General features: G+C 70.6%; 18 protein-coding genes. 8 read left to right on the top strand and 10 right to left on the bottom strand.

The features are described 5' to 3' along the window. Nucleotides 1-61: 61 nt before the first annotated feature. A complete protein-coding gene (locus DVK44_RS22535) occupies nucleotides 62-1,237 on the bottom strand; it encodes a cystathionine gamma-synthase (protein ID WP_114661294.1) in 1,176 nt (391 codons plus the stop codon). A gap of 165 nt (nucleotides 1,238-1,402) precedes the next feature. Here DVK44_RS22535 and DVK44_RS22530 point away from each other — a divergent pair, with 165 nt between their 5' ends. The 4 genes from DVK44_RS22530 to DVK44_RS22515 all read left to right on the top strand — a co-directional run bounded on the left by DVK44_RS22530 (nucleotide 1,403) and on the right by DVK44_RS22515 (nucleotide 4,283). After that, on the top strand, nucleotides 1,403-2,506 hold the full coding sequence (locus DVK44_RS22530; RefSeq protein WP_114661293.1) for a hypothetical protein: 1,104 nt from the start codon (nucleotides 1,403-1,405) through the stop codon (nucleotides 2,504-2,506). A gap of 157 nt (nucleotides 2,507-2,663) precedes the next feature. Further along, entirely contained in the window at nucleotides 2,664-3,377 is a 714-nt protein-coding gene (gene msrA / locus DVK44_RS22525; protein WP_114661292.1) for a peptide-methionine (S)-S-oxide reductase MsrA, read from the top strand. Between the two features lie 54 nt (nucleotides 3,378-3,431). Beyond that, nucleotides 3,432-3,740 (top strand): prevent-host-death family protein, encoded by a 309-nt coding sequence (locus DVK44_RS22520; RefSeq protein ID WP_114661291.1) that lies wholly within the window; start codon nucleotides 3,432-3,434, stop codon nucleotides 3,738-3,740. A gap of 3 nt (nucleotides 3,741-3,743) precedes the next feature. Further along, the gene (locus tag DVK44_RS22515; RefSeq protein ID WP_114661290.1) at nucleotides 3,744-4,283 is read left to right on the top strand and encodes a type II toxin-antitoxin system RelE family toxin; all 540 of its coding nucleotides are present in this window, start codon (nucleotides 3,744-3,746) and stop codon (nucleotides 4,281-4,283) included. Nucleotides 4,284-4,455: 172 nt separating this feature from the next. Here the strand turns inward: DVK44_RS22515 and DVK44_RS22510 are convergent, their stop codons facing one another. The 4 genes from DVK44_RS22510 to DVK44_RS22495 form a co-directional block, all read right to left on the bottom strand. Further along, nucleotides 4,456-7,830, bottom strand: coding sequence for a S8 family peptidase (locus DVK44_RS22510; protein ID WP_228447322.1), 3,375 nt, complete (start codon nucleotides 7,828-7,830; stop codon nucleotides 4,456-4,458). Nucleotides 7,831-9,096: 1,266 nt separating this feature from the next. Then, a complete protein-coding gene (locus tag DVK44_RS22505; RefSeq protein ID WP_114661288.1) occupies nucleotides 9,097-10,086 on the bottom strand; it encodes a S66 peptidase family protein in 990 nt (329 codons plus the stop codon). A 609-nt stretch (nucleotides 10,087-10,695) separates the two neighbouring features. Continuing rightward, nucleotides 10,696-10,926, bottom strand: coding sequence for a DUF397 domain-containing protein (locus tag DVK44_RS22500; protein ID WP_114661287.1), 231 nt, complete (start codon nucleotides 10,924-10,926; stop codon nucleotides 10,696-10,698). Nucleotides 10,927-10,949: 23 nt separating this feature from the next. Beyond that, on the bottom strand, nucleotides 10,950-11,834 hold the full coding sequence (locus tag DVK44_RS22495; protein ID WP_114661286.1) for a helix-turn-helix domain-containing protein: 885 nt from the start codon (nucleotides 11,832-11,834) through the stop codon (nucleotides 10,950-10,952). A gap of 125 nt (nucleotides 11,835-11,959) precedes the next feature. Here DVK44_RS22495 and DVK44_RS22490 point away from each other — a divergent pair, with 125 nt between their 5' ends. Together DVK44_RS22490 and DVK44_RS22485 are read left to right on the top strand one after the other, a co-directional pair. After that, the gene (locus DVK44_RS22490; protein WP_114665363.1) at nucleotides 11,960-12,274 is read left to right on the top strand and encodes a hypothetical protein; all 315 of its coding nucleotides are present in this window, start codon (nucleotides 11,960-11,962) and stop codon (nucleotides 12,272-12,274) included. A 26-nt stretch (nucleotides 12,275-12,300) separates the two neighbouring features. Continuing rightward, a complete protein-coding gene (locus DVK44_RS22485; RefSeq protein ID WP_114661285.1) occupies nucleotides 12,301-13,161 on the top strand; it encodes a hypothetical protein in 861 nt (286 codons plus the stop codon). Here the strand turns inward: DVK44_RS22485 and DVK44_RS22480 are convergent. The 5 genes from DVK44_RS22480 to DVK44_RS22460 form a co-directional block, all read right to left on the bottom strand. Beyond that, a complete protein-coding gene (locus tag DVK44_RS22480) occupies nucleotides 13,103-15,049 on the bottom strand; it encodes a hypothetical protein (protein WP_228447662.1) in 1,947 nt (648 codons plus the stop codon). The genes DVK44_RS22485 and DVK44_RS22480 overlap by 59 nt on opposite strands. A gap of 128 nt (nucleotides 15,050-15,177) precedes the next feature. Beyond that, nucleotides 15,178-16,062, bottom strand: coding sequence for a carbohydrate ABC transporter permease (locus tag DVK44_RS22475; protein ID WP_114661284.1), 885 nt, complete (start codon nucleotides 16,060-16,062; stop codon nucleotides 15,178-15,180). 25 nt (nucleotides 16,063-16,087) lie between these two features. After that, nucleotides 16,088-17,074, bottom strand: a complete 987-nt coding sequence (locus DVK44_RS22470; protein ID WP_114661283.1) for a carbohydrate ABC transporter permease — start codon at nucleotides 17,072-17,074, stop codon at nucleotides 16,088-16,090. Between the two features lie 69 nt (nucleotides 17,075-17,143). Next, nucleotides 17,144-18,469, bottom strand: coding sequence for an ABC transporter substrate-binding protein (locus DVK44_RS22465; protein WP_114661282.1), 1,326 nt, complete (start codon nucleotides 18,467-18,469; stop codon nucleotides 17,144-17,146). A 309-nt stretch (nucleotides 18,470-18,778) separates the two neighbouring features. After that, nucleotides 18,779-19,903 (bottom strand): ROK family transcriptional regulator, encoded by a 1,125-nt coding sequence (locus DVK44_RS22460; protein ID WP_114661281.1) that lies wholly within the window; start codon nucleotides 19,901-19,903, stop codon nucleotides 18,779-18,781. A gap of 392 nt (nucleotides 19,904-20,295) precedes the next feature. On the opposite strand from DVK44_RS22460, the gene DVK44_RS22455 reads away from it, so the two are divergent. Together DVK44_RS22455 and DVK44_RS37715 are read left to right on the top strand one after the other, a co-directional pair. Then, nucleotides 20,296-21,195: an N-acetylglucosamine kinase gene (locus DVK44_RS22455; RefSeq protein ID WP_114661280.1), complete on the top strand. Its 900-nt coding sequence runs from the start codon at nucleotides 20,296-20,298 to the stop codon at nucleotides 21,193-21,195. A 128-nt stretch (nucleotides 21,196-21,323) separates the two neighbouring features. Then, nucleotides 21,324-23,336 (top strand): phosphatase PAP2 family protein, encoded by a 2,013-nt coding sequence (locus DVK44_RS37715; RefSeq protein ID WP_114661279.1) that lies wholly within the window; start codon nucleotides 21,324-21,326, stop codon nucleotides 23,334-23,336. The last annotated feature ends 50 nt before the right edge of the window (nucleotides 23,337-23,386 follow it).

Below are 23,386 nucleotides of genomic sequence, written 5' to 3'. Positions count from 1 at the left end.
TGCGGTGGCCGGCGCGGAGATCCCTCCCGGGCCGGCCACCACAGCCCCTTGCTGCGGGCTGTCAGCCCAGCGCCTGCTTCAGGTCGGCCAGCAGATCGTCGGCGGACTCGATGCCGACCGACAGCCGTACGAGATCGGACGGCACCTCCAGCGGCGAACCGGCCGCCGAGGCGTGGGTCATCCGGCCGGGGTGCTCGATGAGGGACTCGACGCCGCCGAGCGACTCGCCCAGCGTGAAGATCTCCGTACGGTCGCAGAGCGCGACCGCCGCCTCCTCGCCGTCCGCGACCCGGAACGAGATCATCCCGCCGAACGCCTTCATCTGCTTCGCCGCGACCTCGTGACCCGGGTGCTCCGGCAGGCCCGGGTAGAGCACCTGGGAGACACGGGGGTGGCGGGCGAGCATCTCGACGACGCGCGTGGCGTTCTCGCAGTGCCGGTCCATCCGTACGGCGAGCGTCTTGATGCCGCGCAGCACCAGCCACGCGTCGAACGGGCCGGCGATCGCGCCCATCGCGTTCTGGTGGTAGACGAGTTCCTCGGCGAGTCCGGCGTCGTCGGTGATCAGCGCGCCGCCGACGACGTCCGAGTGGCCGCCCATGTACTTCGTGGTGGAGTGCACGACGACATCCGCGCCCAGCGCCAGCGGCTGCTGGAGGTAGGGGCTGGCGAAGGTGTTGTCGACGACGAGCCGGACCCCGGCCGACCGCGCGATCCCGGCGAGGGCCGCGATGTCGGTGATGCCGAGGAGCGGGTTGGAGGGCGTCTCGACCCAGATGACCTTCGTACGGGGCGTGAGCGCGGCCCGTACCGCGGCCGGGTCCGAGGTGTCGGCCACCGAGAACTCGACGCCCCAGCGGGAGACGACCTTGGCGAAGAGCCGGAACGTGCCGCCGTAGGCGTCGTTCGGGATGACGACATGATCGCCGGGCGCCAGCAGCGTACGCAGCAGGCAGTCCTCGGCCGCGAGCCCGGAGGCGAAGGCGAGTCCGCGCCGGCCGCCTTCCAGGGCCGCGAGGTTCTCCTCCAGCGCGGTACGGGTGGGGTTGGCGCTGCGGCTGTACTCGTAACCGCCGCGCAGACCGCCTACACCGTCCTGCTTGTAGGTGGAGACCTGGTAGATCGGGGGGACGACCGCGCCGGTGAGGGAATCCGGGGTGTTGCCCGCGTGGATGGCGAGCGTCTCGAAGTGGCGACGCTCATGCTCGCGCTGCTCGCTGGAGTGCTGGTGGCTCATGAGTGCCGAGCCTAGACGAGTAAGTCCGAAGTCCCGTCCGGCCGGCTTTGCGCCGTAACGTTTTTCCACAGCCGCGCGCCGGTGAGTCGGACCGTGCGGAGGGGGTTGCCTGGAGTTGTCCACAGGCCGGACCGGTCCGGCCGCCGGTCCGGGACAATGGGGGGCATGGAGATTCTCTGGTTCCTGATCGCGGTGGGTCTGATGACCGCCGTCGTCGTCCCGTTCATCCGGCGCCGGGCCGGCGGTATCCGGCAGGTGGCGCCCGGATCGCCCGATGCCGCCGATCCGGCCGCCTATGGATTCGTCCGGCAGGAGGAGCTGGACATCCGGCTGCCGGGGCCGGACCAGGATCTCCTCGATGTGCTCGACGTGGTCCAGCGCACCCAGGACTGGCGGGCCGCCGCGCAGCTGCTCGCCGGGACGCCGAAGGAGGGCGAGGTGCGCTGGCAGCGCGTGCAGGCGTTCGCCGGGGCGGCCTCGCTGGAGCTGGGGCAGCAGCCGGGCGTGGGCGCGGCGTGGCTGCGGGCGTGGCGGGCGGAGTCACCGAAGGACGCGGGCGGCGCGGCGGTGCACGCGGAGTTCCTGGTGCAGCAGGCGTGGCGCTCCTCGGCCGCCGGGTCGGACGACTTCCGGATCATCCTGGAGGAGGCGCGTACGGTCTGCGCGCAGGCGGGGCTGTTCGCGCCGGGCGACCCCGTGCCGTACATCACGGAGCTGGCCGTGGCCCGTGGACTGGGCTACTCGCACGAGGAGTTCGACCGGCTCTGGGCGAAGATCATCGACCGCGCGCCGGCCCATATGGGCGCGCATCTGGCCGCGCTGCACTACTGGTGCGAGAAGTGGCACGGCTCGCGCAAGGAGGCCGACGAGTTCGCGACCTCGGCAGCCGCCCGCGCCCCCCAGGGCTCGCTGCTGGCCGCGCTGCCGCTCTTCGCGGTGCACGAGCATCTGCCGGAGGTGAACCTCGTGCGCGGCTTCTACCAGAGCGCGGTGGTGACGAAGGCGGTGGACGGCGCGCTCTACGCGGTGCACTCGGCGCGCCCCGACGATCCGATGCTCTCGCACGTACGGCATCTGCTGATCCTGTTCCTCGTCCGCTGCGAGCGCTGGTCGGACGCGATGAACCAGCTGGTACGGGTCGACGGCCACGTCGGCGCGCTGCCGTGGACGCTGGACGGCGACCCGGCGGCGGGGTACGCGGTGTACCGGGCGCTGGCGGTGGCGGGATACGAGTCGAACGGGGGAAGCCCGGCGACGCTGCCGCGCTGAGGGAGGGCGCTGAGTGGGGACCGCGTCCGGAATGCAGGGAGCGCGCCACACGTTCCCGTGAGTAAGCGCTGTACCTGTTGTACGCCCGCAGCACCCGCCCATGAACGCCCGGCGGCCTCGTCCCGAGGAGGCCGCCGCACCCGGAGGAGACCACCCGATGTTCCTGACGCGCCGCACCCCCGAACTCCCCACCCCCGAGCAGGCGCTCCGGGGCCGCCCCGAGCCCGAGTTCGGGATCCCCGCGCGCCACACGGTCCTGGGGAACCCGCTGGCGGGCCCGTACCCGGAGGGCCTGGAGGTCGCCGACTTCGGCCTGGGCTGCTTCTGGGGTGCCGAGCGGAAGTTCTGGCAGACGCCGGGCGTCTGGACGACCCTCGTCGGCTACCAGGGCGGCTACACACCGAACCCGACGTACGACGAGGTCTGCTCGGGCCTGACGGGCCACACGGAAGCGGTCCGCGTGGTCTACGACCCGTCCGTCGTCTCGTACGCCCAGCTCCTGAAGGTCTTCTGGGAGTCCCACAACCCCACCCAGGGCTTCCGCCAGGGCAACGACGTCGGCACCCAGTACCGCTCCGCGCTCTACCCCCACACCGAGGCCCACACCGAGGCCGCGACCGCGTCCCGCGACGCCTACCAGGAGGTCCTGACCGCCGCCGGCCACAAGACGATCACCACCGAGATCCTCCCGGCGGAGGGCCGCGTCTTCTACCCGGCGGAGGCGTACCACCAGCAGTACCTGGACAAGAACCCGGACGGCTACTGCGGCATCGGCGGCACAGGAGTCACCCTCTCCAGCCCCTCAGAAACCAACTGGGGCCGCTCCTGCCCCACGGGCATCGCCCCGGCGTCGGACCCGTCGGAGCACTGACCAGGGGCTGAAGCCGCGGAGGAAAATCTACACAGACTTCTGTACAGTTCGGTCATGACGATACTGCGCGATGCCCATGAGCTGACGGTCACCGAAGCCTCCAGACGCGGTGTGGCACGGCTGGTCGCGGATGCCGAGCAGGGCTCGGACCTGCTGGTCACCCGTCGGCACCAGCCCGTCGCCGCCGTCGTCGGCATCGACAGGCTCGCCGCGCTGGAGGATGCGGCGACCGACCTGCACGATCTGGCACTGGTCCTGGCCCGCGCCACGGGCGACACGGGACAGCGGACGTCGATGGACGACGTCCTGGCGGCGTTCGGCCACACCCGTGAGTCGCTCGAAGCCCTGCCGGACGACGAGTGATCCATGGCTGATGTCACTTTCACCGACGCGGCAATCGATGATCTGCGGCGTATCGGGCCGGACTCCGTGCCCAAAATCCTCAAGAAACTGCTCATCCTGATCGACGAACCCACCGCCGGGTATCCACTCGGCGGCGAGCTGACCGGTTACCGCAAGCTCATCGTCGGCCGGAACACCTGGCGGGTGGTCTATCGCTACGTCGACGAGAAGTCGGTGGAGATCTGCGAGGTCTGGGCCGTGGGCGCGCGGGCGAACGCGGAGGTCTACGCCGAGGCCACCGCCCGGGTCCGGGAAGCGGGCGGCCACCGCCCCGAGTACAGCCGGCTCGCGGAGGTGGTCGAACGCCTGGGCCGCCTGGCCGGAGTGCTCACCGTGGCCCGGGAAGAGGCAAGAGATCCCGTACCCGACTGGCTCGCCAACCGGCTCATCCATACGGTCGGCGTCCCCCGCGAGAAGGTCGCCGCGCTGAGCCTGGAGGAAGCCGTGGACCTCTGGGCGGAGTTCACGGCGCAGCCGCGATACGAGGATGAGGAGAAGGCGTAGGTACGGGGGGACCGGGCGGCCCGCGTCGTCGCATTCACGGTGACCGACGCGTCGGGGCAGGTTGTACCGGCGCGTAGCCGGGCCCCGCGCGGAAACCGGAAAACGGGCCGGCCGCGCTGGGGAGACGGGGGCGTTCTCTCCCGGCGCGGCCGGTGCGTGGGTGCTCGCGTGGTTACTTGAGCAGGTACGCCTTCTCGATGGTCACGTTGTAGACGTTGCCGCTCTTGTCCGTGAGCTTCGCCTTCAAGGAGACCGACGTGGCCTTCTTCGGGTGGGTCAGGGACAGGCTCCGCTTACCGTTCTTCGTGGTGACGGGGGCCTTGGACCACTTCTTGCCGCCGTCGTAGGAGACCTGCACGGCCAGCGACTTGAAGTTCTTCGCCGCCGGGCCCTCGATGGTCAGCGGGACCGCGAACTTCTTGCCCGCGGGCGCGGTGCTCGTCAGGCTCAGCGCCGGGGTGAAGCGGACCGTCGAGACCGGCAGGTTCACGACCTTGCCGGCCGCGGTGGCCTTCGAGGTGAACGTCCAGTCCGCCAGCAGCCGGGTGGTCGTGCCCGCCACCGCGGCGGGACGGGTCGCGTCCGTGGTGATCTTGAACTTGGCCGACGCGGCCGGCAGCGAGTCCGCCCCTATGCACAGCGAACTCTTTGAGCTGACGACCTTCTTGCCGTTGACCAGGATCTGGGACAGTTGCTTGGACGTCGCCGAGTAGCCCTCGTGGCCCGCGCCGTCGGAGAACTCGGGGATGCAGGCGAACAGTTCGTTCTCGTGCCGCTGGACGCTCGACTTGAGCGCCTTCGGGCTGATCACGCCGATGTTGAACGACTCCGTGTACGTCTTCTTCGCCGTGAACGTCTTGGGCGGGCCCGCTTCGTGCCCGGTGAGCTGGTCGGACTTGCTGTTCGTCTGGGCGGCGCCGAAGGACCACTTGAAGCCCTTGGGCGTCGTGACGTAGTTCTTCACCGTGGCGGGCACGGCGACCGGGTCGGACATCTGGCCGAGACTGAACGAACCGGACGGGGTGTACCAGGTCGGGTAGACAAAGCCCTCGCGGTTCTTGCCCGTTGAACCGAGCTTGAGGTTCACCTGGGCGAGTTCGCTCTTGGCCGTCTTGTGGGTGAAGCCGGTGTAGAACGAGCCGGTGCGGTTGTAGAGCAGGCTGTAGTTGCTGGTGCCCTTCTGCCACAGACCGCCGGCCTGCGCGCTGAACAGCTTCGCCGGCACCGACGCGCCGACCTGGCCGAGGCTGAAGCCCTTGAACGAGTCCAGGGACCAGTTGGCGACGAGCGGGCCGCTCGGCGCGGCGAGGTCGAAGCCCGCGTACCCGTCGATGATCTTCGCGGAGTCGGGCGCCGTGATGCTGATCGGCTTCGCCTTGCGGGCGTCGAGGGTGACCGTGGCGTTCTTGGTGACGTCCAGCTTCGGCTGGACCATCCAGGCGGCGTCCGGTTCGCCCTTCGCCTTGGGAGTCAGCACCACGGCGCTGATCAGGTGCGCGTCCTTCGGGACCCGGACCTTGGCCGTACCGCTGCCGCTGGTGCCGTCCACATCCGCGCTGAAGGCGCTCTTGTGGCCGTAGACCGACGTGGACGACCGGGCGGGCTTGCCCTTCGCGTCGATGAACTTCAGCGTGAGGTCGTACGACTCGACCTCGCGGAGGGTGCCGAAGCTCGTACGGACGCTCTGCCCGCCCTCAGTGGCCTTCGCGACGACCGCGCCGCCGAAGGCGCCGTGCCCCGTACCCACCGTCGCGTTCGAGGTGAGAGCGACATTCGCGGTGCCGCCGGCGGGGACGGTGACCTGCCGCGCGCCGAGGGTGTAGAAGCCGGCCGGGACCGCCTTGCCGTTCGGGCCGACGGTGTCCAGCGTCAGATCGAGGGTGACCGGGACCGTACCGGTGTTGCGGTACGTGATCTGCTTGGTGAGGGGCTTGCCGCTGGTGTACGGCCACAGCTGGGTGCCGAAGCTCAGCGAGGTCTGCTCGCTGATGACGGTCTGCGTGATCGCCTTCGTCAGATCGGCCTGACCGGTGCCCTGCTGGTACGGCGTCAGCCCGGCCGACGGCTTGGCGGCCGAGGTGAGCGCCTGCTTGATGCGCTGGCCACTCCAGTCCGGGTGCTGCTGGGCGAGGATCGCGGCGGCGCCCGCGACATGCGGCGTCGCCATCGACGTACCGGACAGCGCTACGTAACCGGTGCCGGCCGGGTCACCGATGAAGCCCTTGGCTGCCTTCGCGGCGACGATGTCCACGCCCGGCGCGGTGATGTCCGGCTTCAGCGAACCGTCCGCCGTCGGCCCCACGCTGGAGAAGTCCGCGATCTTGCCCTTGCTGTCGACCGCGCCCACGGTGAGCGCCGAGGCGGCGCTGCCGGGCGAACCGACGGTCTGCGCGTCCGGGCCCTCGTTGCCTGCGGCGATGACGAAGAGGATGTTCTTCTCGGCGGAGATCTTGTCGACCGCCGCCTCCACGGGGTCCACCTCGGGCGTGTCGTCGGTGCCGAGGCTCAGGTTGGCTATCTTGGCGCCCTGGTCGGCGGCCCACTGCATCCCCGCGATGATCCCGGACTCGCCACCGAACCCGTCGTCGTCGAGCACCTTGGCGTCCAGGATCTTCGCGCCGGGCGCGACCCCCTTGTACTTGCCGCCCGACTGCGCGCCGGACCCCGCCACGGTCGAGGCGACATGCGTGCCGTGGCCGACGTGGTCGACGGTGTTGCCCGAGCCGGAGAAGTCCTTACGGGCGATGGAGACGCCCTTGAGGTCGGGGTGCGTCTGGTCCACACCCGTGTCCAGGACGGCCACCTTCACGCCCGTACCGTCGTAACCGGCCCCCCACGCAGTCGGCGCGCCGATCTGCGCGACGCTCTTGTCGAGCAGCGCCTTGCGCTTGCCGTCCAGCCACACGCGCTCGATGCCGGGTGCGGCCTCGCGCGCCTCGTTCTGCGTGTCGCCGGCCGCAGTGAGCGCGTCCCAGACGTCGGCGGTCTCGTCCTTGGGCGCGGTGAGCGCCTCGCCGCTGACAGCGGGCAGCGTACGGCGGACGGAGACGTCCGCGTCCGCGATGGCGGCCTTCGCCGCCGCCTTCTGGTTCGCGTTCTTCGCGTACGACACGATCAGCGGGAGCGTCGCCCGGTGCGCGTCGTCGTACTGCGCCTTCAGCAGGCCCGTGACATTGAACAGCCGCCGGTCCAGCTTGCCCTGGGAGACCAGCTCAACCGCGTCCTGCGGGATGACGAAGGTCCCGCCCGCATGCCGGGTGATCGAAACCCGCACCGCTTCCCGCCCCTTGGCAGGCTCGACCCGGCTCACCCGGCCCTTGGCGTCCACATGCACCTTGTCACCGGTGATCAGCGTCACCGTCCCACCCCCACCCGGGGAGGCCGCCGCCGACACCCCGAGGGCGCCATTCGCACCGCCCGCTCCGGCAGCGGTCGCGGCGGTCGCCGGGGCGAACCCGGTGGCGAGCCCGGCGGTGAGCAGCGCCGCAACCATGGCCGCGCCGGTTCTTCTGCTGCTGTTGTTGTTGCTGCTGCTGCTGCTGAACAACTGTCCCCCCAAGGACGATTGCGCACTCTGTCACCGGCAGGCATCAACAGGACCTATCCGTTGGATAGCTGGATCGCGCTGCCGGGGCTGATCTTGTCGCAGAGAGAGATGCGCGACAGCAGTGGGCGGTTGCTTCACATGCGGCGCAATTTTTTGAGGCGGCAGTGGGGACCGTGGGGGTGTCGGGCGCGGGTCAGTACCAAGAGGAAGAGGTAGAGGTAGACCGGGGTGTACGGGAGCGAGGTGCCGAGCGTTGGGCCGGGGCCCGAGGGGTGGCGCCGTACTACCGGTCGGTTCAGAGGCTGGCGGGCGGGTGGGCGGGTGGGCCCTGCGGGGCTGCGCGGCAGAGGAATGGGGCGGCCGGGGTCGTCTCGGCGGCTGACGGCCGTCTGTTGGTTGCGACTCATGCGCCGCTGGGCGCTGTGGGGTTGTTGGGTGCGGGTCAGTACCAAGAGGTAGACCGGGGTGGGTCGGTGGCGAGGTGCTGGGCGCTTGGTGCGGGGTGGGCCGCCCCTCCTCCTGCCAGTGTCGCGCCTCCAGGGGAGGAGTAAAGGGCGCTCCTCCGTCGCGTCGGCTACGCCGATTACGCTGCGCTTCACCCTTGACACCTCCCCTTCCGGCGCGTGTACGGAAGAGGGGGGGCGGCCGGGGGGAGGGGGCCCAAGGGGTCCGCTGTCCTGCCGGTCGGCTCAGGGTCCGGCGGCCCGGTGGGCCCTGCGGGGCTGCGCAGCAGAGGAATGGGGTGACTCGGCACCGGCTCAGCGGCTGACGGTTCGCCGTTTGCTGAGACGCAAGCCCCGCTGGTCACCGTCGCGCTGTGGTGCCCGGAAGGTGGGCGGGTTCTGCTGTCCGGCCGGGTCTGCGGGCCACCCTCCCGCCAATCTGCCCCATATGGGGCGGTTTAGTGAGCGGCCGGAGGCCCCTTCGGGCGGCTCATGCATCCACGGGCGCATTAGCGGCACTCCGGGGCGCATGGACGGTCCCCAGGAGCCCGCCTGGCGCCACACGCGCCCCGGCGGACACTTTCCCGCGCCGCCGGACGGGGCCTGCCGCCCGGTCGGCCCCTCGGGCCACCCACTCCCGCCCGCATGTCCTATATAGGGTGGTTTGGTGAGCGGCTGGAGGCTCCCTTGGGCGGCTCATGTGTCCTGAGGTGCATTAGCGGCACTCCTGGATGCATGGAGCGGCTCCAGGGGGACTGGAGTGACGGGTGGGGCGGGGAGGCTGGCGGGCCGGCGGTGGGCGAGAAGTGCGGGCTCGGGGGCGTTATCGGGGGCGTACTGCTGGTTCGAGGAGTGACAGGGTTCGCTGCCCCGCGTCCAGGGCGGCGCGGATGCCTACCGGCATTGGCAGGTTGGGGCCGGCGTGGCCGAACTCGACGTTGCCCAGGACCGGGATGTCACGGTCACCCAGAACGTCGAGGACGATCTCGCGGAGGGTCGGGGACCCGTCCGTCCCTAGGCCGTCGATCGCGTGCGGGACACCCACCACCATGCCGGAGATCCGGTCGAGGATGCCGCAGTGCCGCATCACCTGGAGATTGCTCCACACATACGATGCGTAGCCGCCCATCTCCTCCCAGAACAGCACCGCGCCGTCGAACCGTTCGAGCGGCAGTGCGTAAGGCGTCGCCTGCGCCAGCACGATCCGGTTGATGACACCACCGAGCAGCCGACCCTCGGCACGCCCCGCGCGCCAGCACTCCCACGACGGAGTGGCAGGCAGCGCACCGATCGGCTCGTCGCTCGTCAACAGCGTCGAGTAGAGCTGTTCAAGCACCGCCTGGCGCGCTGCGGGCGCGGCCTGCCAGTGCCCGCCGAGTCCGGGAGTGGCCAGGTCCGCATGGAAACCCACCAGCCCCGCACGCGCATAGAGCACCAAATGCAACAACGAAATGTCGCTGTACCCGAGGATCGGCTTGGGATCGGCCCTCACCGCCTCAACGTCGATCAGGTCCAGGTAACCGAGCGCCGTCTGACCACCGTCATGCGCGACAATCGCACGCACCTCCGGATCACGCAGCAACCCATTGAACTCCTCAGCAATCTCCACCGGCCGAGCCGCACTCCACCAATGACCCCGCCCCGCCTCAAGAAGCGGCGCCCGCCGCACACGAAACCCCATCCGCTCCAGCACCACCACCGCCCGCTCAAGATCAGGTTCATAGACAGCGTGGAGCGGCCCGGACAGCGCCGCAATGACAACGAGATCGCCGGGACTCAGAGCACGCGGCCGAAGCAGTACCGAAGTGGTCACCGCCGCAGTGTTCCAACACCGCGCAACAACACGCCACGCATTAACCACCACCGGACCGGCCACCCCTGCCCCACCAGCCACTCAGACCCCCCTGGAAGCGGTCCATGCATCCAGGAGTACCGCTAACGCACCCCCGGACACATGAGCCGCCCGAGGAGCCCCCGCGGACCCCATCCGAGCAGCAGAACCCACCCACCATCCGGGCACCACAACGCAACGGCGACCAGCGGGGCATGAGTCGCAACCAACAGCGGACCGTCATCCGCTGAGCCGGTGTGGGACCGCCCCATTCCTCTGCCGCGCAGCCCCGCAGGGCCCACCGGCCCGCCAGCCCCTGAGCCGAGTGGCAGGACAGCGGACCCCTCGGGCCCCCTCCCCCCGGCCGCCCCCCCTCTCCCGTACACGCGCCGGAAGGGGAGGTGTCAAGGGCGAAGCGCAGCGGAGTCGGCGCAGCCGACGCGACGAAGGAGCGCCCTTTACACCTCCCCTGGAGGCGCGACACTGCCGAAAGGAGGGGCGGCCCGGCAGGCACCCGGCGTTCAGCTTCTCGCTCCCGTACACCTCGGTTACCTCTTGGTACTGACCCGCACCCGACAAAGCTCCGCACCGTCAGACATCGAAGCTGTCGAACCTGCCCGCCTTGACGCCGGCCAGCCAGGCAGCCATGCCCGTACGCGAGAAAACCAGCGCGCCCGCGCTGGGGATCTTGCTGTCGCGGACTGCCACTCGGCCGTCCGAGAGGAACGCCGTCTCAAGGCACTCGCCTCCGCCGCCGTTACTGCCACCGGAGAAGCTGCTCTTGCGCCACTCCACATGCGTCAACGAGTCCGCCTGTGACATCTGGCCGTCCCTCTCGCCCTATCTCATTCGAACGACTCCATCGTCGCAGCAACGACATCGACGGAGTCGCCGCATGAGAGCGCCAACTCGGTCAGGATGCCGAAACGCAGTGTCCATGCTCGAACTCGGTCGCGATCCTCGACGTAGACCATACCCGCAGGTCCTTCCGTATAGCCGATGTCGGGAATGGGGTCCGGCAGCGTCAGGATGGCGAAGGGACCTTCCAGCCCGGGACTGCCGCCCGCGTCGCGCGGGAGAACCTGGATGGTCACGTTCGGTTCTTCCGAAACGTCGAGCAGCTTCCGCAACTGACCACGCATGACCTGCGGATCCCCGATGACTCGCTCCAGGACCGCTTGATCGATGACGAAGTGCACACTCGGCCGTGGCTCTTTGAGCAACACATGCTGCCGAATCATTCGTGCGGTAACCCTGCGCTCAAGCTCTTCCGGGTGGCAGGTGCCCGGCGAGACGGCATTCATCAGCGCGCGGGCGTAGTCAGGCGTCTGCAACAGCCCGTGCATAAGCTGCGGCTGGAAGTCGCGGAGCGCGACCAGGCCGCTCTCAATGCTGAGCAACGGCTTCACGGCCTTCGGAAGTTCATTGTCGAACCCGACCCACCACCCCTGCTCAGAAGCAGTGGCCGACAACTGCGTAAGGCTGTCGCGGAGTTCAACATCGGTGACACCGTACGCGTCCAGAAGTTGCTCAGCCTCACGCGGCTTGACCCGGTGCACACGGGTCTCGATCCGTGAGAGCTTCGCGGCGGACCAACGGCCCGCTCCCTTCTTGAGTTCGGCGACCGCCTGCTCCTGGGTGAATCCCGCCTTCTCCCGCAGCCCCTTCAACGAGTCGGCGAGCTGCCAGCGTCGCACCACGGACGCCCCACCGAACTGCCCCTGAGTCATGATCAAACCTCCGCCGTCCAGTGACCCGTTTGAGCGAAAAATGGAAGACCCACTTTTTTCGCATCACCCATGCCACCATAGTGTCACGCAACGGAGTTAACCGATCGCGAACAGTGGAGGATGCCGTGACCGCCGAACCCCTCAACCTCAGCCCCACCCTCACTTCAACCGAACTCGCCACCCTCGCCGACGAGTTGGTCCACGACACCGCGCCCCGCCTCTTCGCCGTAGTCCAGTCCTACGAGCCCGGTGACCGCGACCCCGGTGGGGCCGACGCGCGGGTGGCGGCTTGGGGGATGGCGTTTGAGGAGGGGGCTGAGGTGGTTTCGGTGGACAGTGGGTGCCGGATGCGTGTGTGCTCGCTGGAGCGGGTGGTGCGGATGTTTGGGCGTGGGGCGGATGTCAGTGCTCGGGTGGTGTGGGTGGCCCCGGCGACGTAACGCGGGCGGTGAACTACGTTTTGGGCATGTGCGTTTCCATGGACCGGGCTGAGTTCTCCGAGACGACCCTGTACGCCGGGCGGCTGCGGCACCCCGAGCATGGGTTGATCCATGTCCTCGGGTACCAGAACACCGCCGTCAGCCTCGCCGCCGACGCCAACCCCAGTGGCGGCGGCAACGCCATGCTTCTGCATCTGCCCGCGCGCCGGCGCATGGGCCAGGAGAACTTCCTCTCCGTCGGACGCGCCGGCGAGGTGCTCAGCCGGATGGTCGACGCCGTGTGGCCCATGCCCGTGGGTGCCGCCTCGGCCGGGGCCATGGACTGGATGGGGGCGGACGACGGGCCGCGTGTCGAGGTGTTCGAGCACGACATCTATACGGTGCTGCTCGCGGACGACCCCACCCTCCTGCCCGCCGCCCTCGCCCGGGTGCCGTGGCGCAAGCGGCCACGGCTCGATCCGGAGCTGCTGGAGTTCTACGCGGCCCACTACCCCGGCCACTCACTCGCGGTGTGCTGCTTCGACAACACCGAGGCGGCACGCGCCAAGCCGCTCATGATGTGGTACGCGCCGCACTCCCCCGACCTGCTGGTCCTGCCCGCCCTCGACTGCCACACCGGCGGCGCGCCCGACCTCACCGCCGACGTACCCACGGACCACTGTGTGCTGTACGGGACGGACGTGGCCCCGGAGGGGGGAGCGCCCGTCGACTATCCGGCGGGAATCCGGCATGAGCTGCGGGGGTTCCTGCCCCGGACCGTGATGGGCGCCCACTTCGGCGAAGTCCGCCTCCCCAACGGAGACTTCGCCCTCCACCACGACGATCTGCTCAACGGCCGCCTGGATCTGATCCATCGGCTCCGGCCGGGCTCGATACCTGCTCCGTGAGCGTTACCGTGAGCGTCACCGTCGGGTCCGGCTCTCGCTCGTCCACCAGCGCCGTGAACTCCGGCGTCACGATCGACAGGCGGCCCTCGGCCGTCCGCTCGACCCTCAGCTCCGGCCGCCCGTCCGCCGCGCCGTACCGTATCGCGAAAACGTGCAGGTCATCCGGGGTGTCGGCCAGCGGGGACGCCTCCAGCGCCGATGTCGCGACGATATGGCCCCAGCCCTCGTCCGGGTCGCCGTAGCCCCTCGGGTCCGCCGCCAGTGCGAAGGCCGCCGTCTCCTGGGTGGTGGGGGACGTCGACAGGAAGACGGTCGGGTCCGGCGGCTCCGGGTGCGTCAGGCGTACGTTGCCGGCCGGGGCGTTCGCGAAGCCCTCGGGCGGTGCCGCGATCCGGCGCAGCCGGTCGCCCTCCGCTGTCACGTACGGGAGTCCGCCCAGCAGGTACGGGGTGCCCGGCAGGCGTTCCACCACCGCCGTCAGCCAGAGGCGCGAGCCGTCCGTGACGTACAGCGTCCGCACATGGCGCAGGGTGTGGTCACGGGTCACCACCGGTGTGGTGATCAGCTTGGCCGTCAGGCCGGCCGTACGCCCCTCGGTTACGCGCGCCTCCGCCACCCGGATGCGGCCCATCGGGCGGCAGAGCAGATGTCCCTCGCTCACCGGGCCGAAGCCGTGCTGCCGGTTGACCGCCGCCGGGATGACGACCGTGCCCGCGACCTCGATCAGGGCCGGGGTCAGCCGTTCGTCGAAGGAGACCGTCACCGTACCGGCGCGCAGTTGGTGGCGGGCGGGCGCCTCGCTCGGGGTGCGGTGCCAGCGAGCGGTGTCCTGGATCTGCCAGACCAGCATGAACGCGAAGTGGCCGTCCAGCCCGCCATCGGCCGCGACGGCGTGCCGGGACCAGCGGGTGTCGCCCCGGTAGCGGCCGAGGTCCGCGCCGATCCGGGCGCTGAAGTAGCGCAGGCCGAGGACGGATTCGAACGCCGAGTGCTGCTCGCTGTAGCGCGGGCCGCCGATGTCGAAGCCGCTGCCGGCGAGGCGTGCGTCGAGGTAGCGGGCGAGTTCGTCGCCGTCGTCTGCGAAGACCTGTTCGCCGCTGACCCGGTGGGCCTGGGCCAGGAAGGAGAGGGAGATCGGGCCGTAGTTGTTGTCGTACGCGCCACCGTGCTCGGGGGGCAGCAGGGCGCCCCGGTCGTGTACGCGGTGGGCGCGGATCTCCGTCTCGTACAGGCGGAGGGCGCACGCGCGTACGGCACCGGCCGCCGCCTCCGGCAGGTGCGCGGCCAGCATCAGGCCGCCGGTGACACAGCCGATGGCCTGGTTGGCGGCGGCCTGCGGGTTGAAGTACGTGACCTCGGTGAGCCAGCGCCAGTAGCCGTGGGCGACGGACAGCAGTTCGTCGTACTGCTCGCGGTCGCAGAGCTGCCAGTCCCCCGCCTCGTGCGCTTCCCCGCACGCCGCCTCGTGCGCTTCCCCGCGTGCCGTCCCGCGCGCCGCGTCCAGCACGTTGACCGCCTGGAGCAGCGCCCACACCGTGGACGGCCAGTCGCCGATCGGGTGCGCGCCGGGGGCGAGGACATAGCGCGCGTACGGCAGGCCCGAGTGCTGCGTCCGCAGGTTCGGATAGCCGGGGTTGTCCGTACGGTAGACGCGCTCGCGCAGGTGGAACGCGGTGGAGCGCCGTACGGCCTCGGGCAGCCTGGGGTCCTTCGTACGGTGCCACGCGAGCGCGAGCAGCGCCGTGACGCCCAGGGACGTGTCCCCGATGTCGTCGTCGGCCGCCGGTGATTCCAGGTTCCCGGCCGGGGTGAGCCGGGCCAGCGCCTCTTCCGTGACACGGGCCAGCACCTCGTCGTACGCCGCCGGGTCGTCCGGCAGATCGTGCAGCGACGCCCACTGGTGCGGGAGGAGCGGGAGGGGGAGGGGGAACGGGAGGGGCTGGGGCTGGGGGCTCCGCTCGTCCTCGGCGGACTCCCCGTGTCGCTGCGCTACTTCCTCTGTCACCTTTGCCGCCCTCAGCCCTTCATCCCCGACGTCGCCATGCCCTCCACCAGCCGCTTCTGGAACACCAGGAAGCAGATCAGCGTCGGCAGCAGTGCCAGCGCCGACATCGCGAACATCGGCCCGAACGACGACCCCGCCGTCTTGTCCAGGAAGAGCGTCAGTCCCAGCGGCACGGTGAACTTCTCGTTGTCGGAGAGATAGACGAGCTGGCTGAAGAAGTCGTCGTACGTCCAGATGAAGGTGAAGATCGTCGTGGTGACCAGGGCCGGCTTCATCAGCGGCAGGATGACCTTCAGATAGATCTGGCCGGGGTTGGCGCCGTCCATCATGGCCGCCTGGTCGAGTTCGCGCGGTATGGAGCGGATGAACTGGACCATCAGGAAGATGAAGAACGCGTCCGTCGCGAGGAACTTCGGGACGATCAGCGGCAGGAACGTGTTGATCCAGTTGAGGTTGAAGAACAGCGTGTACTGCGGGATCAGGGTCGCCTGCATCGGCAGCATCATCGTGCCGAGCATCAGCGCGAACCAGATCCGCCGGCCCCGGAACTCGAACCGCGCGAACGCGTAGGCGGCGAGCGAGCAGGACAGTACGTTGCCGATCACCGCGCCGATCGTGACGATCAGCGAGTTGGTGAGGTAGAGCGTGAAGGAGTTGCCGGAGCCGGTCCAGCCCTTGGCGTAGTTCTGCGGGTGGAAGTTCTGGGGCCAGAGGGACGGGTCGGTGAAGATGTCCTGGTCGGGCTTGAGCGAGCTGCTGATCATCCACATCAGCGGATAGAGCATGACGAGCGCCACGCCGATGAGCAGGGTGTGGATGAAGATACGGCGGCCGGGGCCCGCCGGGCCCTTCGGTTTCGCGGGCGTGGCGGAGGTCATCTTTGCGAGCATGGACATGTCGTACGTACTCCTCGCCGACTGGTCAGTCGTCGTAGTGAACCCAGTAGCGGCTGGCGATGAAGTTCACAGCCGTGAACAGGGCGATGACCAGGAACAGCACCCACGCCAGCGCGGAGGCGTATCCCATCTGGAAGTCGGCGAAGCCCTTTTTGTAGAGGTAGAGCGAGTAGAGCATGGTCGACCCGATCGGGCCGCCGCTGCCGTTGCTGACGACATACGCGGGGGTGAACGTCTGGAAGGAGCCGATGATCTGGAGGATCACGTTGAAGAAGACGATCGGTGTCAGCAGGGGCAGCGTGATCCGGCGGAAGCGGGTGAACGGTCCGGCGCCGTCGATGGCGGCGGCCTCGTACACGTCCTTCGGGAGCTGCTTGAGGCCGGCCAGGAAGATGACCATCGGGGTGCCGAACTGCCAGACCGCCAGCAGGATCAGGGTGTAGATGGAGGTGTCGGGCGACGAGATCCAGTCCTGGCCCTCGATGCCGAACCAGCCCAGCACCGCGTTGAACAGCCCGTCCTCGCCGAAGATCTGCCGCCACATGATGGCGACGGCGACCGCGCCGCCGAGCAGCGACGGCAGATAGAACGCGGCGCGGTAGAAGCCGAGTCCGCGCAGCGGCCGGTTGAGGAGCATCGCCACGCCGAGGGCGAGGGCGAGCTTGAGGGGGACGGAGACCCCGACGTACACGAGTGTCACCCGGACCGACTGCCAGAAGTTCGGGTCCTCGGTGAACATCCGGGTGTAGTTGTCGGCGCCGGTCCACTGCGCCGGGGTGAGCAGGTCGAAGTTGGTGAAGGAGAGGTAGAGCGAGTCGAGCATGGGCCCGATGACCAGCCCGAACACACCGATGAACCAGGGTGCCAGGAAGAGGAACGGCCACCAGCCCCCGGCGCGGCGGCGGGCCGCGCGTTTGCGTTCGCGCTCCCGGTCGCGTTCGCGGCCGGCGGGGGCCGCCGCGGCCGGCGGCTCCTCCCCGGCCTTGTGCAGTGTCTCGGTGGTCACACTCATCTCCCTGGCTTCTCCTGGCTCGCTGCTCGCGCGGTCTGTCGGCGCGTGGAATCTCCCGGTGCGGGTCGGTTACGCCGACAGGATGCTCTCGGCCTGGTCGAAGTACTCGCTCAGGGCGGCCTTGACCGACTTCTTGCCGAAGGCGATCGCCAGGTTGGACTGGAACAGCAGCTCGGTGATCTGGTTGGCGCCCTCGGGCGGGGCGACGGGCGCGGGCAGCGCGTCGGTGGCCTTGGCGACCCGGTCCGAGACATAGGCGGCGGCGTCCGAGGCGCGCTTGTCGTTCGGGGTCATCTCGGGGGCGACGAGGGCGCGGGCCTTGTCGGTCGGCGGGATGCCGCGCAGCAGCGCCATGTCCTTGATCGCCCCCTCGTCCTGGGCGAAGTACGACATGATCTTGACCGAGTCGGCGACGCGCGAGCTGCGCTTGGTCGCGCTGAGCAGCACTCCGCCGTTGACGTAGTTGCCCTCGCGCGCGCCGGACCAGCCGCCCTGCGGGGTGGGGACGAAGTCGAGGGTGGCGCCGGTGATCGAGCCGCCGGAGTTGTTGAGCCCGGAGTCGAAGGTGATCATCGCCTTGCCGATGACCACGGCGTTCTTGGTGAGGTCGTTGTGCGCGGAGGAGGTGACGGCGCCGCCGGCCGAGGCGTTGATCTTGCGCATCTCGGCCCAGTAGGTCCACCACTCCTCCAGGGTCTCCCTGGTGTAGCCGAGCTTGCCGTCGGCCGTGTAGAGGTTCTGGCCCTTCTCCCGCGCGAAGATGTCGAACGCCTGGTTGGTCGAGCCGCCGCCGTCGTCGACGCCGAAGATCTTGCCGCCGCTGGCCTTGTAGATCTTGGCGGCGTAGCTCTTCAGCTCCTCCCAGGTCCACTCCTTGTCGGGCTCGGTCAGCCCCAGCTCCTTGAGCCCCGTGACGTTGATGGTGACGATGTTGACGCCGATGCCCGACGGCACTCCGTAGAGCTTGCCGTCGACCGTGCCGGCGGCGAGCAGCGACTTGGAGAAGCCGGTCAGGTCCAGGGACTTCCCGACGTACTCGTCGAGCGGTGCCAGCACGCCCTTCTTGGCGTACGCGGCGACCAGCGCCGTGTCCATCTGGACGAGGTCGGGGGCGCTGCCGCCGGAGACCTGGGTGTTGAACTTGTCGAAGTAGCCGTCGTAGCCCGAGTAGCGCGGCTTGATCTTGATGTCGGCGTTCTTCGCGGTGAAGGCTTTCAGTGCCTTCTGGTAGGCGGTGTGGCGCTCGTCGCTGCCCCACCAGGCCATGGTCAGATCGCCGCCGGTGGTGCCCGCCCCGGTGCCCGAACAGGCGGTGAGGACGGAGCCGAAGGTCGTCGCGGCGGCGACCACGCCCGCCGAACGGAGCAGATTCCTGCGCGAGATGGTGTGGCCCACTGGGTGTCTCCCTGGGTGTGCGTGTCGGATACGCCGCCGGCCGGTGCCGTACGGGTTCCCTCGGGGTGCGCTTCCGGGAGCAGCGGCCTCGCCCGGCCGGTGCACTCCTGACGGACGGGGGGTCCCCGGTCCGACCGCCGGTCAACGCGACCGGTGTGACGGGCCGTTCACCGTACGAGCACGCCCTCGTACGGCGGCCGTGCTCTGGAGCACGGCGGGACGCCTCATCCGGAGTCGGATTCCAGCCGACTCGGTAAGCGCTTGCCGAGATATTCACCGAATGGCCGGAAGGAGTCAATGGCCGGACCCCTACCCTCCGGTAACGGTTCGGACTCCACGCGCCACGGCGAGCCTGGTCGCACCGGCCACCGTCCCGCTCTCGCCGACCATGCTGCTGACCGCTTCGGTGGGCCAGCTGAGCCGGGCCAGCTCGGCCCGTACCCCCGGCAGGAGCTGCGGATTCGCGCCGATGCCCCCGCCGAGCACGATCAGCCCCGGGTCCAGTACGGCGGCCACGGCGGCGGCCAGCCGGCCGACCTCGCGGGCGTGCGCGGCGACGAACTCGGCGGCCCGCGCCTGCCCGGTGGGGGCCCCACCGGGCAGGGTCTCCTCGGCCGCGAGCGCGAACAGCTCCTCGGCGGAACGCGGGCAGGGCCCGTCCGCCGGGCGCCAGGCCGCCTCGGCGCGCCGGAGCAGGGAACGGGCCCCCGCGTACGCCTCCAGCCCCTCGTGGACGGAGTCCCGGCCGTCGGCCCAGGGGTAGGGCAGCCGGGCGATCTCGCCGGCCGCGCCGTTGGCGCCGCGCAGCACCCGGCCGCCGACCACGAGACCGAGGCCGATCCCGTACCCGACCTGGAGATAGCCGAATGTGTCGCGGCCCTGGGCGGCCCCCTCGTGCAGCTCGGCCAGGGCCGCGCAGTTGACGTTGTTCTCGATGTGGACCGGGATGTCCCGGGGCAGCTCCAGCGCGTCGACGGCCGCCGCGACGCGCGGGGTGGCGGGCCGGGGCGGCGCGCCGTCCCGTACGGAGGCGACGTCGGGCACGGCGATGACGGCGGCGCGGACCGACGTCCCGGGCAGGCTGTCGAGCACGGCGCGCACGGCCTCGCGCGGGCTCGGGTCGCCGTCGGTGCTGCGGGTGGCGAGCACGGTGCCGTCCAGGGCGCAGCCGCGTACCTCGGTGTGGGTGGAGCCGAGGTCGATGGCGAGCACGGATCCGGCGCTGCGGCCGAGCCCGTACACGGCGGCGGACCGCCCCATGCCGCCGTAGGAAGTGCCGGAGCGGGCGACGAGCCCGGCGGACTCCAGCTCGGCGACGGCGGTGGAGACGGTGGGTTTTGACAGGCCGGCCCGCAGGGCGAGCTGGGGTCTGGTCGCGACCCCGGCGTCGGCCAGCACCGTGAAGACGGTGCCGGCGCTCTCGGTCAACTGCATGCGTCCCCCTGTGCGGTCGGGTGGTGGGGTGGATCGGGTGCTGTGGTCGATCGTGCGGTGGCGCGGGTCGTGCGGTGGCGCGGGTCGTGTGGATCGTGTGGTGGGACAGTGTGGTCCGGCCGTCCGGCCCGGAGCGAGTCGTTGGCCTGCGAGTCGTTCGTCTGCGAGTCGTTGGCCCGGGTCGCGCGTCCCGAGGTTCCGGTTGTCAGACCTCTGTGTCACACCTCTTGACGCACCCTACTTCGTTAGTTAATTTCCTAATCAACTGCGCGGTACTCGCCTGCCGCGCAGCGGTCTCAGCAGTTCCATCCACCGTTCCACCGCACCGAACCCCCGCAGTTCCCGCCACGGTTCGCCCGCCGTGCGCAGTACCGCGCAACGAAAGAGGCCCCGTGCAGGTCCCCCCGCCCCTCACGGTCGGAATCGACGTGGGCGGCACCAAAACCCACCTCCGCGCCTGCGCGGGGGCGGACACCGTCACCGACCATGTCCGTCCTAGCGACGGCTGGCGGCCGCATGACACCGCGGGCGCCGCCGACTGGCTCGCCGCCCTGATCCACGATGCCCTGCCACCGGGGACCGCGCCCGCCGCGGTCGCCGTCGGCGGTCACGCCTGCGAGACCCCCCGGCAGTGCGCCGGTATTCGCGCCGCCCTCCACACCCGGCTCGGTGTGCCCTGCCTGGTCGTGGGCGACGCCGAACTCCTCGCGCCCGCCGCCGGACTGCCCGACGGCGTGGGCCTCGTCGCCGGTACGGGCTCGGTCGCCGTCGGGCGGCTGCCCGACGGCACCGCCGTCCAGGTCGGCGGCTGGGGCGCGGCCCTCGGCGACGAGGGCGCCTCGGCCGGTCTGGTCCGCGAGGCCGCCCGCGCCGTATGGGCCGCCCACGACCGGGCCGAACCCCCGGACGAACTCGCCCGGCTGCTCACCGCCTCCCTCCACGTACCCGAAGTGCCCGCGCTGGGTGCCGCCCTGGAGGCGGCGGCCTCCTTCTCCGCCGAGTGGGGCCGCCACGCACCGAGCGTTTTCGAAGCGGCCGCCGCGGGTTCATCCCTCGCCCGTACGGTGATCGCTGACGGCGGGCGGGCGCTCGCGGAACTCGTCGTGCGGCTCGCCGCACGCGGGGCCTCGGTGGCCGATGTCGTCGTCGCCGGCGGCACCGTACTCGCGCAACCCGCCCTGTACACCGCCTTCACCGAGGCCCTGGCCCTGGCCCTCCCGGACACCCGGACGCACCCCCTGCGGGTGCCGCCCGTCGAGGGGGCCGTCGCACTGGCCCGGCCCCTCACCTGACCCCGCGCCCGCGGCGCCTTCGAAGCCCCCGGAACCCTCGGAGCCCCCGTGACCGAAGTCTCCCGGGCCTTCGGAGCCGTGGCCGCACCCGGCGCCCCCGATGCTTTCGACGATGAGGAGAGCACCGCATGACGACCCTCCCCCCGGCCGGCCCCGACACGCTCGGACGGCGCGGCTTCCTGCTGCGCTCCGCGGGCGTCTCCGCCGCACTGGTCACCGCCCCGACCGTGCTGACCTGGCTGACGCACCCCACCACGGCCGCCGCCGCGCCGCTGACCGGCGCCGCGCCCGCCGCGAACTCCGCCGCGTCCGCCACGGCCGCGCGGACCGCCGCCTTCGTCGACAGTTACACGACCAACACCGTCGCCAACCTCACCCCCGAGACCAACGCCGTCGTACGGATCCTCGGCGGCATGGCCGACGTGTGGAAGACCGGCGACGCCTGGAACACCGGCACCCCGCTCCAGCCCGACGTCCTGCGCGCCAACATGCGCTACTGCGCGCGCATCACCCGCGCACGCACCGACGCGCAGGCCCGCCAGGCGTTCATCTACGACCGCCAGGACCAGAGTTACGCCGCGATCGGCGGCCTCGGCCCGCTCGCCGAGCTGTACCGCGCCGGCGCGAAGGCCGTCACCAGCATCACCGCCGCCCCGGACACCGTCCCGGACACCAAGATCAACGACGCCGTCCCGGCCGGCGCACCCGCCGGGTCCGCGATCGGCGCGGGCTCGCCCGACTCGGAGCTGGGCAAGGTCGTCGAGCTGGTCAACACCCTGCGCGGGCCGTCCGCCTCCAGCAACCCGAGCAAGTTCGCCTACCAGTACCCCCGCCCCTGGCGCATGACCGAGGACAGCAAGGTCGTCGACACCGGGCGGACCGATGACCTCGGCTACCCCGTCTACCGGTCGGACGTCGTGGTCGTCCCGCAGCTGCTGCGCCAGCGCAGCAGCACACCGACCGAGGACGGCGGCTACCCCAGCGGCCACACCAACGCCTTCTACCTGGCCTGCCTGGCACTGGCGTACGCGGTCCCCGAGCGCTTCCAGGAGCTGGTGGCCCGCGCGTCCGAGCTGAGCCACAGCCGCATCGTCGCCGGCATGCACTCCACCGTCGACGTCATCAGCGGACGCACCATGGCCACCGCGCTGGCCGCCGCCGCCCTGTCCGACCCGCGCAACGCCGACCTCAAGTCCGCCGCCGTCCAGCAGGCCGCCGCCTACTTCCGGGCGCGCACCGGCAGCACCGCCGACACCCTGTACGCCACCGCGCACGCGGCGGGCACCGCCACCGACCCGTACGCCGACCGCGCCGCCAACGCCGCCGCCGTCACCCCCCGGCTGACCTACGTGCTGCCCCGGCGGCACGGCCGCGCACGGCCGATGACCGTGCCCAAGGGCGCCGAAGTGCTGCTGGAGACCCGGCTGCCCTACCTCGACGCGGCCCAGCGCCGCGAGGTGCTGCGCACCACCGCGCTGCCCTCCGGATACGTCCTGCTGGACGGCAGCGAACTGTGGGGACGCCTGGACCTCTTCGCTGCGGCCGACGGCTACGCCGCGTTCGACCGGGATGTACGCGTCACCCTGGACGCGGCCGGCGGCGGCTTCCGCGCCGCCGACACCTGGCGCAACGACATCGACGGCGGCGGCGGTCTGACCAAGCGCGGCACCGGCGCGCTCACCCTGACCGGCGCCAACCGGTACACGGGCGGCACCGTCGTCCAGGAGGGCACCCTCACCGCCGCGTCCCCGCACGCACTGGGCCGCGGCGACGTGCAGGTGCGCGGCGGGACCCTGCGCACCGCGTCCGCCAACGGCGGCGTACAGATACGCAGGGGCTACACGCAGTCGGCGGGCACGATCCTGGAGATCACCCCCGGCGCCTCCCACCGTGACCCCGCGCTCGTCGTCGCCCACGAGGCCGTCCTGAGCCGGGGCAGCGCGCTCGTCATCAACCTCGACGCCGAGCAGGCCGCGACCGCGGCCGGGGCCAGGACCGGACTCAAGGACCGCACCGTCCCCGTCATCGGCGCCCGGAAGCTGCGCGGGCGCTTCGACACCGTCACCGTCACCGCCAAGGGATACCGCGCCGAGCCGGTCTACACCGCGAACGGCCTCTCCGTACGGCTGACCAGGCGCTGACCCGCGTCCGCGCAGCCGCAGCCGTAGCCGCCTCAACCGCCGTAACCGCC

The organism is Streptomyces paludis (genome assembly GCF_003344965.1).
GTDB classification, from domain to species: domain Bacteria; phylum Actinomycetota; class Actinomycetes; order Streptomycetales; family Streptomycetaceae; genus Streptomyces; species Streptomyces paludis.
This window is presented reverse-complemented; position numbering and strand designations above follow the sequence as displayed.